The organism is Nocardia sp. NPDC002869, from assembly GCF_046764065.1.
Lineage (GTDB): Bacteria > Actinomycetota > Actinomycetes > Mycobacteriales > Mycobacteriaceae > Nocardia > Nocardia rhamnosiphila.
In genome coordinates, this window is sequence record NZ_JBKOOL010000157.1 from 1 (window position 1) to 13,746 (window position 13,746).

Below are 13,746 nucleotides of genomic sequence, written 5' to 3' on the forward strand. Positions count from 1 at the left end.
CCACGGGGCCCCGACCCCGCGCCGCCGAAGGCGGCGCCGACAAGCACAGCCCCGCCCCGCGCCACCGGAGACCGGATAGAACAATAGTGCTGTGTGTGCAGCGGAGATGAGTGTTTACGAAGCCATCCGGACCCGCCGGGATGTGCGGGCGGAGTTCACCGGGCAACCCATCGACGACACCACACTGTGGCGGATCCTCGGGGCGGCGCACTGTGCCCCCAGCGTCGGTAATTCGCAGCCCTGGGATTTCGTGATCATCCGCAATCCGGCGACATTGCGAACGTTCGCTGCCCATGTGGCCGAGCGGCGGCGCGACTTCGCGCGTTCGCTGCCCGCCGACCGGGCCCGGACGTTCGCGCCCATCAAGATCGAGGGGATCGAGGAGAGCGGCACCGGCATCGTGGTCGTCCACGACGACGCGCGGGGAGGGTCACAGGTACTGGGCCGGGCGACGGTACCCGAAACCGGCTTGTACTCCACCATTCTCACGATCCAGAACCTCTGGCTGGCGGCTACCGCCGAGCGGGTGGGGGTGGGATGGGTGTCGTTCTACGACGAGGCCTTCCTCACCGGCCTGATGGGCCTGCCCGCGGGCGTCCGGCCGGTCGCCTGGCTCTGTATCGGCCCGGTGGCCGAATTCCAGCAGGCGCCGGACCTGGAGCGATTCGGCTGGCGTGATCGGCGTCCGCTACACGCCGCGGTCCACGAAGAGCGGTACACCCCCGCGGGCCGGGAACAATGAAGCCGACCGGCCCATGGTGCGGGCCGGTCGGCCGAGCTGTCGGCTAGGCGAGCCGGATCAGGCCGTAATCGAAGGCATGCCGGCGATAGACCACCGACGGCCGATCGGTTTCCTTGTCCTGGAACAGGAAGAAATCGTGGCCCACCAATTCCATTTGGTAGAGGGCGTCGTCGACCGTCATCGGGATCGCCGAGTGCACCTTGGTGCGCACGATATGCCCGGGCCCCTCGTATTCGGGGTAATCGGCCGCGAAATCGGACCGTTTCCGGCTGTGCGGAGAGTGATCGTGCGGAATTCCGGAGAGGTCGCCGAGCTGCGCGTCATCGGCCAGGTCGGCGGTGGCGTCGTGTACCGAGACCGGAGTCTTCTCGCCGTAGTGGACGCGGCGGCGGTCCTTCGTGCGGCGCAGCCGGCTCTCCAGTTTGGCGGTCACGGCCTCGAATGCGGCGTAGAAACTGTCCGCGCAGGCCTCGGCGCGGACGATCGGGCCCTTGCCGCGCGCGGTGATCTCCACCCGCTGGCAGTTTTTGCGTTGACGACGGTTGCGCTCGTGGAAGAGTTCCACGTCGAAGAGGAAAATCGATGGATCGAAGCGTTCCAGCCGGGACAGCTTCTCCGACACATAGATTCGGAAATGGTCGGGAACCTCGACATTGCGGCCCTTGACGACGATATCCGCCCGGGTGTCCCGCGGTCGGTCCAGCTGGTCGTCCAGCTGTGTCTGGGCTGTGTCCTGAACTGAAGGTCGTGAAGTAGTCGTCACGCGTACCTCCCGGATTCGGCCGCACACTTGTCGTCGCATGCGGCGGGATGAAACGGTGCCGGCCATGTCGGGTCCAGTCGGCCGGCACGTGATGTACGAGGCCCACCTCCAAACTCCCGGATCGGGTGTGTGCACGCGACGCTAGTACGAGGATCGGAGGTTCGCCACTGTTCACGCAAATTTCCCGGATTCAGCCGGCACACGTCACGAATACGCCATCCGGGCGTGTTCCTGCGGCAACGAGCGCCCGGGCGCACGCGGATACCGTGGCACCTGTCGTCAATACGTCGTCGATCAGGACGACCTGCGCGTTCACCGCGTCGGACGGTAACGGCGCAGCACTCACCCGACCGCGTAGATTGCGGTCACGCTCGCGCGCCGACAGACCGGCCGAATCGCGGACTCCCCACCAGACTCGCAGACACGGCAGAACCTGGCAACCGCTCAGCGATCGGGACGCGATCCGCGCGCATCGCAGTACCGGGTCGCCGCCGCGCCGCCGCGCCGCGGCCCGTCGGCTCGGCGAGGGTACAAGTATCAGGGTCCGGTCCGGGGCCCGCAACTCGGCGAGTCCCGCGGCGAGGGCGAGCCCCATCGGCTCGGCGAGATCACGCCGGTTGCGCTCCTTGGCCGCCAGGACGGCCTGCCGCGCCGGGCCGCGGTAGCGGCTCAGCGCCCAGCACGGCACTCCCGGATCGGCTCGGGGATACACCCGGATCGGCGGGCCGGAGAGGCTGCGCGCGCACTCGGCGCACCACGGTGTCCCGGGCCGGCGGCAACCGCCGCATTCCGGCGGTACGACCAGATCCAGCAGTGTCCGCATACGCGCAGTGTGCCGGTGGGCACCGACACGGCGCGGGGAGTCAGCCGGGTAGCACCGGGACGGCGTCCGCGCCGAGACCGGGAACCTCGCGCCAGTACGGGTCGCCGCCTTCGGGTGTGCGGGTGAATTCCAGTACCGCGCGGGAGTCGGCGACGTACTGGCGTTCGATCGAGGCGGTGACCTGGCGGACCGGCGGAGTGAGGTTGCGACCGCCCAGCGAGGCCATTCCGGAGCCGTCGATCTTCACCGTCCTTACCGGATCCACATTGCCCGCGGTGGCCAGGATGACCGTATCGTCGCTGAACCAGTCGACCGAGGTCGCGGCGGTGCTGAGTTCCATGGCGATCTGCCGCGGTGCGGTGAGCGCGAACGTACCGTCCGGCCGGCGCAGCACCATGGCGACGTAGACCTTGCCGTCGGCGATCAACACCGCGCCGACGCCGTTACGGGAGATTCGCAGTTCGGTGATGGGCAGTTCGAAGGTGGGCCCGGAGTCCGGGGCGAACAGCTGGGCGGTGTCCACCTCCTGGACCGAGACAGTGCCGGTATCACGGTTGGTGACCGCGCGGATCACCCGATTCCCGTCGATGACCGCCCAGGCCGCGCTACCGTCGGCGGTCCAGGACGGGCGGGTGATGGCCCCGCCCTCCGCGACCGGGAACGCGTTACCTCCGTAGCTGCCCACCATCAGCGTGCGCTGCGGCTGCGGCGGCTGACGGCCCGCGTCGGCGACGGCGGCCACCAACTTCCCGTCCGGCGACAGACCCACCGACTGCAGGTTCTGCACCTCACCGAAGTAGCCCGGGGCAGGAGCCGGGGCCCGATTCTCCTCGACCTTGACCAGTTTGCCCTCCCGCAGCGCGTGCAGTCCGATCAGGACGTCCGGCTGCACGGAATCGGCGAGCGGCCCCAGATCGTCGAGCGACCAGCCGTTCCCGGCGAACCGCTCGTCCAGCGGCCGGCCGTCGTCGAGCAGCATGTAGGGGCCGAGCACATCGGCGCCCGCGAGGGTGAGCACCACCTGGGCCGCGAACAATTCCCGGTCGCGCGGGCTCAGCTCGCCTATTCCGGTGAAGTCGATCCGTACCCCGCCCAGGCCCACGCCGACGCCGACGGGATCACCGTTGGCCTTCGTGACGGTCCCGCGCACCGCGACGGGCGGGGCCAGGTAATTGCGGACAACCGGAGCGATATACGGCTGCGGGCCCGAGATCAGCTTGGTCACCAGTTGCTGCGCCAGCTCGTCCGGGCGCCCCGCGACCCAGCGCAGATCCGGCGCCACATGCTGGCCGTCGGCGGTGACGAAATACAGGGCGTGCCGCCGATAGGACTGGGTGAAGGCGCTGTACTCCATCACCACGCCGTCGGGCAGTTCGTCGATACGCCATTCGCCGTCGACCCGCGTCATCTCGATCTTGTTCTCGATGATCCCGTCCACCGCGTGGTACGACCCGTCCGCGGAGAGCTCGCCGACCTTGCGCGCGCGCAGTACGTAGGTCGCGTCGTTCTCGGTACGCGATTCGCGCAGCGTATCCGCGCGCTCCACGATCACGGTCGAATCGACATCGTTCCACTGGGTCGACGCGGCAGGGGTCATGTACTGACGGGCGGCGAGGTGGCCGTCGGCGGGATCGGCGGTGGCCTGCAGGAAATCGCGGAGCAGCAGATCCGGGTCCCGCCCCTGTGTCGGGGCGGGCGGGCCTTCGGCGGCCGGTTCCTGATTGATCGTGCCGAGCGCCTGGGGTTGCGAGGAATCGGGCAGATTCGCGCAGCCGCCCGTGGCGGCCAGGCCGATCACCGCGGCCGCCACCACCAACTGCCGGAACCACCGCCTGCGTGCGCTCATGACTTCTGGTCTCCGCGGTCGGTGGGCACCGGGCCACCGACCGGGCCGGGTGGCTCCGGGTGCGCGGCGTCGCCCGGTTGGGCATCCGGATCCTGGGCGGACGGCGCGGAATCCGGACCGGCGCCCCGCGTGCCGGTCGCCGGCGCCGGGGTCTCCGGTTCCGCACTGCCCGTAACCGGCTCGGCGGGCGCTGCGGGCAGGGGCGCCCACGGTTCGGTTTCGGTGACCGGCGGGCCGAGTTCCACCCGTTCGCCGCCGGCCCGCTCGCTCTCCGAGTGCGGCCGCCGCGGCGCCCGGCGCATACCGGGCTCCAACGGCAGCGGGCTCTTGCCCAGCTTCTGGCCGCGGATCAGCGGCAGGGTCAGCCGGAAACTCGCGCCGACTCCGGGCCGTCCCCACGCCTCGAGTTTGCCGTCGTGCAGGTTGGCGTCCTCGACGCTGATCGACAAGCCGAGCCCGGTCCCACCGGACCGGCGCATCCGCGAAGGATCGGACCGCCAGAACCTGCTGAACACAAGTTTCTCCTCCCCCGGCCGCAGACCGACACCCTGGTCCCGCACCACCACGGCGAGGGCGTTGGCTTCGGTATCGCCGCGCATCCGGATCAGGACGGGTTTGCCCTCACTGTGGTCGATCGCGTTGGCGAGCAGATTGCGCAGCACTCGCTCCACCCGGCGCGGATCGACCTCGGCGACCACCGGCTCCTCGGGCAGATCGATGACCACCTCGATCCCGGCGTCCCGGGCCAGATGCCGCACCGTGGAGATGGCCGCGCGGACGCACATCCGCACATCCAGCGATTCCACCTGGAGCTCGGCGACACCGGCATCGTGGCGCGAGATCTCCAGCAGATCGTTGAGCAGGCCTTCGAACCGGTCCAGTTCGGTGACCAGTAGTTCGGCGCTGCGGGCCAGCGCGGGGTCGAGATCGTCGCTGCTGCCGTGGATGAGGTCGGCGGCCATCCGCACCGTGGTCAGCGGGGTACGCAATTCGTGGCTGACATCGGAGGTGAAGCGCCGCTGCAGATTGCCGAATTCCTCCAGCTGGTTGATCTGATTCGACAGGCTCTCGGCCATTTCGTTGAACGCTTTCGCCAGCCGGGCGATATCGTCGTCGCCGCGCACCAGCATGCGTTCCTTGAGCCGGCCGTCGGCGAACCGGCCGGCGATCCGGGCAGCCGACCGGATCGGCAACACCACCTGCCGGGTCACCAGCGCCGTGATGGCGGCCAGCAGGATCAGCAGTACCACACCACCGACCAGCATGGTCCCGCGCATCAGTGCCAGACTGCGTTCCTCGTTGGCCAGCGGGAAGATCAGATAGATCTCCAGGGTGGGCACCTCGGCGCTGGGGCTGCCGATGATGAGCGCCCGACCGTGGTAGCCGTCCGGGTCCGAGACCGTGGCGAACTGGTAGCTGACCTGGTTGCGCTGGACGAACCGGCGCAGCGCGTCGGGCACCTGTTCGATCGACCCGGCGGTGATCACCTGCTGCGGGGTGCCGCCGATCATGCTCAGCGCCGAATCGAAACTGCCCGCCGCGCCGCCGGTCCGCGAATCGCGCCGGTTGGACAGCGAATCCCGGGCATCGATCAGCCGCTGCTGCTGGCTGGTGATGTCGTGGACCCCCGCCAGCTGGGTTTCGACCGTATTCCGGACCCGGTCCATCTCCTCGACCCCGGCATTGATCTTCGCATCGAGCAGCCGGTCGGTGATCTGGCTGGTCAGCACGACACCCAGCACCGTGATGACGATCAGCGACAGGGTGAGCGTCGAGACGATGACGCGCAACTGCAGCGAACGCCGCCACAGCAGGCCCAGTGATCTACCGACATGCTGGAACCATTCGTCGACCGGTGTCAACGCCTCCCGCATGTCGGCGAGACGCCCGTTCTGTCCGACTTTCCGACCGGCGTCCGACCCTACGTGGTCACGCAAGGTAGCGCCTCCGGACCCGGGAACTCGAGCCGGATCACGGCGGACCGGCCTTGTACCCCACACCGCGGACGGTCAGCACGATCTCGGGATTCTCCGGATCCTTTTCGACCTTCGCTCGTAGTCGCTGCACATGGACGTTCACCAGGCGGGTGTCGGCGGCGTGCCGGTAACCCCAGACCTGTTCCAGCAGTACCTCGCGGGTGAACACCTGGCGGGGTTTGCGGGCCAGTGCCACCAGCAGATCGAACTCCAGCGGCGTGAGCGAGATCTGCCCGCCCTCGCGGGTGACCTTGTGTGCCGGAACATCGATCACGATATCGGCGATGTTCAGCAGTTCGGCCGGTTCTTCCTCGGTGCGGCGCAGCCGGGCCCGGACCCGGGCCACCAGTTCCTTCGGTTTGAACGGCTTGACGATGTAGTCGTCGGCTCCGGATTCGAGGCCGAGCACCACATCGACGGTGTCCGTCTTGGCGGTGAGCATCACGATCGGCACACCGGAGTCGGCACGCAGCACCCGGCACACATCGATGCCGTTCATCCCCGGCAGCATGAGATCGAGCAGCACCAGATCGGGCCGGATCTCACGAACTGCCGACAGGGCCTGGGTGCCGTCGCCGACCACATGCGGATCGAAACCCTCGCCCCGCAGGACGATGGTGAGCATCTCCGCGAGCGCCATATCGTCGTCGACGACCAGAATCTTCGGCTTCATAGTTACTATGTTGTCATCTCCCGCGCTCGTAACGGGCCGCCACGCCACACAGTGGCGCGTTCCCGCCGGATATCCAACACTAATTCGCGGCCGATGCGGCGAGCCGCGCGGCCAATGAGTTCATTTCCCCGGCGAGCCGGCCGGAACCGTCTTCTTCGGTGGATCGGAAAACCCACCAGGTTCCATACCAATCACGCCGAGCAAGATCACGGTACACCTCGGCGGTACGTTCCTGTAATCCGCCGTCGCGTTCGTAGGCGTCCAGGTCGCGCGCCGCATCGATTTCTCCGCGACGGCGCGCGCGCGAGGCCGCGACCTCGACCGGAACATCGAGCAGCACCTGCACCCGCGGTACCGGGAGTTCGAACCGCCCGAATTCCAATTCCCCCACCCACCGCACGATTTCCCCGTCGGCGGATTGGCCCAGCCGGGCCGCGTTGTAGGCGGCATTGGAGGCCACGTATCGGTCCAGCACGACGATATCGTTGTCGACGAGCAATTTCGCCAGTTCGTCGGCGGCCCCGGCCCGGTCGAGCGCGAACAGGACGGCCATGGCGTTCACCGACGCCGCCAGATCGCCGTGGGCGCCGCGCAATGCCTCGGCGGCCAGGTCCGCGTGTACCGACCGGCCGTAGCGCGGGAAGGCGAGAGTCGCGACGCGGAGTCCGCGACTGTCGAGCGCGGCCGCCAGCCCGGCGATCAGCGTCCGCTTACCCGCGCCATCGAGCCCCTCGATGGCTATCAACGCTCCCATATCCAGGCAGGATACCCCGGTCGTCCGCGGAATCCTCGCGCCGGTTCTCCGCGGCTGCACTGCCCGGGCGAAGCGAGGATCACGCTGGCGCCGACCACCGCACATCCGGTTCCGGCCGGGCCCTGCTCGGCCGGAACCGGAGTTCCCGTAACGACTTCATCCGTCCCCGAAACGGCCGGACAGGTGGACCGAACCCGCGCTCGCCCGCGACGGCCGGGCCTACGCGGCTATGCGCAGGCGACTCGCCGTGTCCGGCCGTAGTCGTCCTCCAGGAGGTACGCCTGGCCGTTACCGGTCACAACGACGACCTTCCACTTTTGGCCGTTGAGGTCGACGACCTTGCCGTACTCATAGCCATGGCCGCATACCGCGTCCTTCACCCAAGGCTCGTCGGCGTGTGCCGGCGCGGCCAGTACGGCCCAGCCGATACCCACCGCGGCAACGAGGCTCCCCATGCAGAAAACAGATTTCATACCCACCCCTCGAGATATCGCGTGGAGCCAGTCCTCCACGGGCTCAACGTGATCCGACCCTAACACGGGTAGAGGGTTGCAGTGCGCGAAAGCGTGATCAGCCGGAGTTCTGCATATCCGGAGTCGACGGCAACGGCAGGAGGCCGCCGACACCTCACGGTACCGGCGGCCTCCTGCGGACAACCGGGATCAGTACCGGTAGTGCTCGGGTTTGAACGGACCGTCGACATCGACATTGATGTACTCGGCCTGGTCCTTGGTGAGCTTGGTCAGGGTGCCGCCGAGCGCCTCCACGTGGATGCGGGCGACCTTTTCGTCGAGCACCTTGGGCAGGCGGTAGACCTCGTTGTCGTACTCCTCCGGCTTGGTCCACAGTTCGATCTGCGCGATCACCTGGTTGGAGAAGCTGTTGCTCATCACGAACGAGGGGTGGCCGGTGGCGTTGCCGAGGTTGAGCAGACGCCCCTCCGACAGCACGATGATGGACTTACCGGAATCGCCGAACGTCCACAGATCGACCTGAGGTTTGATGTTCAACTTCGTCGCGCCGGAACGCTCCAGGCCCGCCATATCGATTTCGTTGTCGAAATGGCCGATATTGCCGAGAATGGCCTGGTCCTTCATCGCCTTCATATGGTCGAGGGTGATGATGTCCTTGTTGCCGGTGGAGGTGACGACGATATCGGCGTCGGCGATGGCCTGTTCCACGGTGACCACGTCGAAGCCGTCCATCAGCGCCTGCAGGGCATTGATCGGGTCGATCTCGGTGACCTGGACGCGGGCTCCCTGGCCGGCCAGGGATTCCGCGCAGCCCTTGCCCACATCGCCGTACCCGCAGATCAGCACCTTCTTACCGCCGATGAGGACATCGGTGCCGCGGTTGATGCCGTCGATCAGCGAATGCCGGGTGCCGTACTTGTTGTCGAACTTCGACTTGGTGACCGAATCGTTGACGTTGATCGCGGGGAAGGTCAGCTCACCGGCGGCGGCGAACTGGTAGAGCCGCAGGACGCCGGTGGTGGTCTCCTCGGTGACGCCCTTGATGCTCTCGGCGATCGCGCTCCACTTGCCCTTGTCGCTGTCGAAGCGCTCACGCAGCAGGTTCAGGAAAACGGTGTATTCGGCGGAATGTTCTTCGTCCGCCGGCGGGACCACACCCGCCTTCTCGAACTGGGCCCCGCGCAGGACGAGCATGGTGGCATCGCCGCCGTCGTCCAGGATCATATTGGCCGGTTCACCGGGCCAGGTGAGCATCTGCTCGGCCGCCCACCAGTACTCTTCCAGCGTTTCGCCCTTCCAGGCGAAAACGGGAATGCCCTGCGGCGCGTCGACCGTGCCGTGCGGGCCCACCACCACGGCCGCGGCCGCGTGGTCCTGGGTGGAGAAGATATTGCAGGAGGCCCACCGCACCTGCGCGCCCAGCGCGGTGAGGGTCTCGATCAGCACAGCCGTCTGCACCGTCATATGCAGCGAACCGGAGATCCGGGCGCCCTTCAGTGGGGCGACATCGGCGTACTCGCGGCGCAGGGCCATCAATCCGGGCATCTCGTGCTCGGCCAGCCGGATCTCCTTGCGGCCGAATTCGGCCAGCGCCAGATCCGCGACCTTGTATTCGACGCCGTTGCGGGTATCGGTGCTCAGCGAGGTTCGAGGCAGTTCGGAGGTCGTCATCAGCGTGGATCAGCCTTCTCTCGGTATCGGTCTCGACCGCAAGGCTAGTCGGTTGGCCCGCACTGTGGTGCGGGTGTGCCGGTCGGCGCGATAGCCGATCGGCAACGCTCTCGGCGGGTCCGGTGATCAGGCCGCGGCAGGCCCCTGGGCCACCGCCGGGAGCCGGCGCCGCCGACCGGCAGAAAGATTGGCGCGGGTGATATCGCCGTCGTAGTGGGCGAGGACCCGTTTGTCCATCACCCGCCGCCACACCGGCGGTACGACGGCCAGCACCACCATCGCCGCGTAGCCGGCGGGCAGTTGCGGGGCCTCGTCCGAACTGCGCAGGGTCTGGTACCGGCGCCCCGGGTTGGCGTGATGGTCGCTGTGCCGCTGGAGGTGGAACAGGAAGATATTGGTGACCAGCCGGTCACTGTTCCAGCTGTCGCGCGGGGTGCACCGGCGGTACCGACCGTTGGGCCGGCGTTCCCGGAGCAGCCCGTAGTGCTCGATGTAGTTCACCGTTTCCAGCAGTCCGGCGCCGAGCACAGCCTGCAGCAGTAGGTAGGGCAGGATTTCCCAGCCGAAAACCAGCATCAGGGCGCCGAAGAGCGCCACGGTCATCGACCAGGCCTGCAGGATGTGGTTGCGGGGGCTCCACCAGCCGCGGCCGGCCCGCTGCAACCGTTCCCGCTCGAGGGCGATCGCGGAGCGGAACCCACCGAGCACACTGCGCGGCAGAAAGGTCCACAGGCTCTCGCCGAGCCGGGCACTGGCCGGATCCTCGGGGGTCGCGACCCGGGCATGGTGGCCACGGTTGTGTTCGACGAAGAAATGCCCATACCCGGATTGCGCCAGGGCGACCTTGGCCAGCCAGCGTTCCAGGTGTTCCACCCGGTGCCCGAGTTCGTGGGCGGCGTTGATACCGATCCCCGAGACCAGCCCCAGGGTGGTGGCGAGACCGATCTTGTCGAGGACGCTCAGCTCGGAACCGGCCCACAGATAGCCGGCCAGGGTGAGGCCGATCAACTGGAAAGGCAGGAAGAGATAGGTGCACCACCGATAGAAGCGATCGTTGGAAAGAGTTTCGTAATCCTCGTCGCGCGGATTGGTGCCGTCGTCGCCGACGAGCACATCGAGCAACGGAATGATCACCAATACCACGATCGGCCCGAGCCACCAGAACACCTCGAGACCGGTGCGCAGCACCAGCTGCGACGGCAGCAGCGCACAGGCCGGAGCGATCAGTCCGAGAATCCACAGATGGCGTTTGGGATCGGCCGATCCAGCCGACTTACCAACCAATTGCACTTTTGCCCCGCTATTGAGAACCCGTACCGACAGCGGCCTACATATTGACAGAACCCGCGCCACTGATGCGTCCTTGTTCGCTCCGAACGTGGGCGCTGTTACACGCGAGTACCGTACCGGCGCTCGGACAACCCCGTATCCGGCCGGTCCCGCGCACTCTCCGCGACCGAGATCGTAACTGATAGTCCGCGAAAGGATGCTATTTCATCGGATGTAGCGAGTTCATCGCAATCCCTGTTCGGCGAGAACGGCGGCGACGTAGGGGCTGAAAACTCGCTCGAGCTCGGCCGGCGCATCGTGACCGGGCGGCGGCGGGGTGGGGATGTAGCTGATCGCCAGCCGCACCAGCGCGTGCGCGAAAGTGCGGGCCTGTGCCTGCGTCAGCGCGATCCAGCTGCGCTGCATCACCGTCGACAGCCGCTCGGTGGCATGGGCCATCAGCGTCCCGGCGTCGAGGGTGATGAGCCTGAGCAAATCGAGTTTCACCTCACCCAGCAGCAGCGACTGCACGAGCGGGTCCTGGGCCGAATCGTGGAAATAACTCGCCAGACCCTCCCGGATGGAAGCCTGGGCGTCTCCCACATTGGCGGCCAGCGCCGTCTCCACATGGTCCACGAGATGATCGGCGAGCCGGACGGCGTAGGCCTCGGCGAGCCCACCGCGCGAGCCGAATTCGTTGTAGAGGGTCTGCCGGCTCACCCCGGCGCCGGCCGCCACATCGGTGAGCGTGATCTTGGACCAGTCACGCTGCACCAGCAGGTCTCGCATCGCGTCGAGGACGGTTGTGCGCAGCTCACGCGCAGACCCCTGGGTGATGTTCCGGGCTCCGATGCTCGGCATATCAGCGACACTGGCACGAACTCACCATGTGAGTCAAAGTTTCAAGTTCGCTCGATCTCGATCATGAAGAAATCCGACTTGGCCGCACCGCAGTCCGGGCACGTCCAATCCTCGGCAATATCGTCCCAGCGGGTCCCGGCCGCGATCCCGTCCTCCGGCCACCCGAGGGCCTCGTCGTATTCGAAGCCGCACTGAGCGCACTGATACAGCTTGTAATCGGTCATGGAGCACACCGGCCTTTCGGTCGATCGGGCTACCACCGGCCGCGGGGCCCGGCGGGCAACGGCTCGAAATCGATCTTCTCCCGGACCGCGCAGTCCGGGCAGCACCAGTCGTCGGGCACCTCCGACCAGGGCGTACCCGGCGGGAAACCCTCACGGGGCGCGCCCGCGCGCTCATCGTAGACGTAGTCGCACACCGGGCAGCGGTATTCGCTCATTCCGGCGCCTCCAACGCGGTCGTACCGTAGCGCGCGAGTACCCGGTCCCGCACCGGAGGATGGATATTCGCGCGGGTGATATCGCCGCCATAGTGCGCGAGAACCCGTTTGTCCATCACGCGCCGCCACAGCGGTGGCAGGTAGGCGAGCGTGATCATTCCCGCGTATCCGGCGGGTAGCGCCGGGGCCTGCTGCCAGGTGCGCAGCGCCTGGTATCGCCGGGTCGGGAACGCATGGTGATCGCTGTGCCGCTGCAGGTGGTACAGGAAGATATTGGTGACCAGATAGTCGCTGTTCCAGCTGTGTGCGGGGGTGGGGCGCTCATAACGCCCGGAAGAAGTACGCTGCCGCGCCAGCCCGTAGTGCTCGGTGTAGTTCACCGCCTCCAGCAAGCCGAATCCCACCACCGCCTGCAGGAGCAGATATGGCAGCAGTTCGAGCCCGAATACGAGAACGAGGGCGGTGAACAGCACCACGGTCAGCAGCCAGGCGGTCAACACATCGTTGCGCAGGTTCCACGGCCCGAACCCGAGCCGTTGCAACCGGGTGCGTTCGAGCGACCACGCCGAGCGCAGGCCGCCGCGGACCGACCGGGGGAGGAACGCCCAGAAACTCTCGCCGAACCGGGCGCTGGCCGGGTCCTCGGGGGTCGCCACCCGCACATGATGTCCGCGATTGTGTTCGATGTAGAAATGGCCGTAGCCGCTCTGCGCGAGCGCGATCCTGGACAGCCGCCGCTCCAGACCCACTTTCTTGTGCCCGAGCTCGTGCGCGGTATTGATGCCGATGCCGCCGATCACCCCCATCGTGACGGCCAGGCCGATCTTGTCGATCAGGTGCAGGCCGCCCTCCACCGGCAGATACGGACCGTCGGCGGTGATCAGGTAGGCACCCGCGAGCAGGGTCGCGTACTGGCACGGCAGATACAGGTAGGTGAGATAGCGGTAGTACCTGTCCTGCTCCAGCGCGGCCACAATCGCATCGGGTGGGTTGGATCCGTCCGTCCCGACCATCCGATCGGCTATCGGGATGATCAGATAGAGCAGGATGGGCCCGAGCCAGAACACGATATGGATCAGACCGGGACGGCCCAGGGCGGCCAGGGCCCAGACCGCCGGGATGCCGATGACGAACAGCCCGGTGGGCGCCAACAGACCCCACAGCCACAGGTAGCGCTTGGGGTCGCGCCAGGATTCGGGTGGAGTGGATTCGAAAGGCTCGACAGACATCTCCGTCTCACTTCTGATAGGGGCATGGCAGGCTCGGCCTGCTGTCCGACTTCCTCACGCCGGGCGCACGGGGCGCACCACACTCACTCCTGACACGGTAAGCGCGAAGAAGGCTCGAAGCGGAGACGTTTATGAGTTCGGTAAAGAACGGATTCGGGTTCACACATACGTTATGTAGCGGCCGGTTCCCGGGGCCGTCCGCGAGCGAAATCGCTGCTCGGCCGTGA

14 protein-coding genes are annotated in these 13,746 nt (G+C 67.1%); 1 reads left to right on the plus strand and 13 read right to left on the minus strand.

Translation table 11 applies throughout. From position 1 onward, the window contains the following. Positions 1–106: 106 nt before the first annotated feature. Positions 107–742, plus strand: coding sequence for a 5,6-dimethylbenzimidazole synthase (gene bluB / locus ACLML9_RS23255; protein WP_411947517.1), 636 nt, complete (start codon positions 107–109; stop codon positions 740–742). 43 nt (positions 743–785) lie between these two features. On the opposite strand, the gene hpf is transcribed toward bluB, so the two are convergent. The 13 genes from hpf to ACLML9_RS23320 form a co-directional block, all read right to left on the minus strand. Further along, entirely contained in the window at positions 786–1,505 is a 720-nt protein-coding gene (gene hpf / locus ACLML9_RS23260) for a ribosome hibernation-promoting factor, HPF/YfiA family (RefSeq protein WP_030523358.1), read from the minus strand. A 190-nt stretch (positions 1,506–1,695) separates the two neighbouring features. Continuing rightward, complete coding sequence (locus tag ACLML9_RS23265) at positions 1,696–2,328, minus strand: ComF family protein (protein WP_411947518.1); 633 nt, start codon at positions 2,326–2,328, stop codon at positions 1,696–1,698. Between the two features lie 40 nt (positions 2,329–2,368). Further along, entirely contained in the window at positions 2,369–4,174 is a 1,806-nt protein-coding gene (lpqB, locus tag ACLML9_RS23270; protein WP_411947519.1) for an MtrAB system accessory lipoprotein LpqB, read from the minus strand. Beyond that, the gene (mtrB, locus tag ACLML9_RS23275; RefSeq protein ID WP_411947520.1) at positions 4,171–6,048 is read right to left on the minus strand and encodes an MtrAB system histidine kinase MtrB; all 1,878 of its coding nucleotides are present in this window, start codon (positions 6,046–6,048) and stop codon (positions 4,171–4,173) included. The genes lpqB and mtrB overlap by 4 nt, the downstream gene beginning before the upstream one ends. A 97-nt stretch (positions 6,049–6,145) precedes the next feature. Further along, positions 6,146–6,823 (minus strand): MtrAB system response regulator MtrA, encoded by a 678-nt coding sequence (mtrA, locus tag ACLML9_RS23280; protein ID WP_036514973.1) that lies wholly within the window; start codon positions 6,821–6,823, stop codon positions 6,146–6,148. A gap of 79 nt (positions 6,824–6,902) precedes the next feature. After that, positions 6,903–7,577 carry a dTMP kinase gene (locus tag ACLML9_RS23285; RefSeq protein ID WP_411947521.1) on the minus strand — a complete coding sequence of 225 codons (675 nt, stop codon included), beginning with the start codon at positions 7,575–7,577 and terminating at the stop codon, positions 6,903–6,905. 227 nt (positions 7,578–7,804) lie between these two features. Beyond that, on the minus strand, positions 7,805–8,050 hold the full coding sequence (locus ACLML9_RS23290) for a hypothetical protein (RefSeq protein WP_411947522.1): 246 nt from the start codon (positions 8,048–8,050) through the stop codon (positions 7,805–7,807). Positions 8,051–8,239: 189 nt separating this feature from the next. Continuing rightward, entirely contained in the window at positions 8,240–9,721 is a 1,482-nt protein-coding gene (gene ahcY, locus ACLML9_RS23295) for an adenosylhomocysteinase (RefSeq protein WP_411947523.1), read from the minus strand. 126 nt (positions 9,722–9,847) lie between these two features. Next, positions 9,848–11,011 carry an alkane 1-monooxygenase gene (locus tag ACLML9_RS23300; protein WP_411947524.1) on the minus strand — a complete coding sequence of 388 codons (1,164 nt, stop codon included), beginning with the start codon at positions 11,009–11,011 and terminating at the stop codon, positions 9,848–9,850. A gap of 222 nt (positions 11,012–11,233) precedes the next feature. Further along, positions 11,234–11,851, minus strand: coding sequence for a TetR/AcrR family transcriptional regulator (locus ACLML9_RS23305; protein ID WP_411947525.1), 618 nt, complete (start codon positions 11,849–11,851; stop codon positions 11,234–11,236). 41 nt (positions 11,852–11,892) lie between these two features. Then, complete coding sequence (locus ACLML9_RS23310; protein WP_411947526.1) at positions 11,893–12,075, minus strand: rubredoxin; 183 nt, start codon at positions 12,073–12,075, stop codon at positions 11,893–11,895. 29 nt (positions 12,076–12,104) lie between these two features. Further along, the gene (locus ACLML9_RS23315) at positions 12,105–12,290 is read right to left on the minus strand and encodes a rubredoxin (protein ID WP_063039245.1); all 186 of its coding nucleotides are present in this window, start codon (positions 12,288–12,290) and stop codon (positions 12,105–12,107) included. Further along, entirely contained in the window at positions 12,287–13,519 is a 1,233-nt protein-coding gene (locus ACLML9_RS23320) for an alkane 1-monooxygenase (RefSeq protein ID WP_411947527.1), read from the minus strand. The genes ACLML9_RS23315 and ACLML9_RS23320 overlap by 4 nt, the downstream gene beginning before the upstream one ends. Positions 13,520–13,746 lie beyond the last annotated feature (227 nt).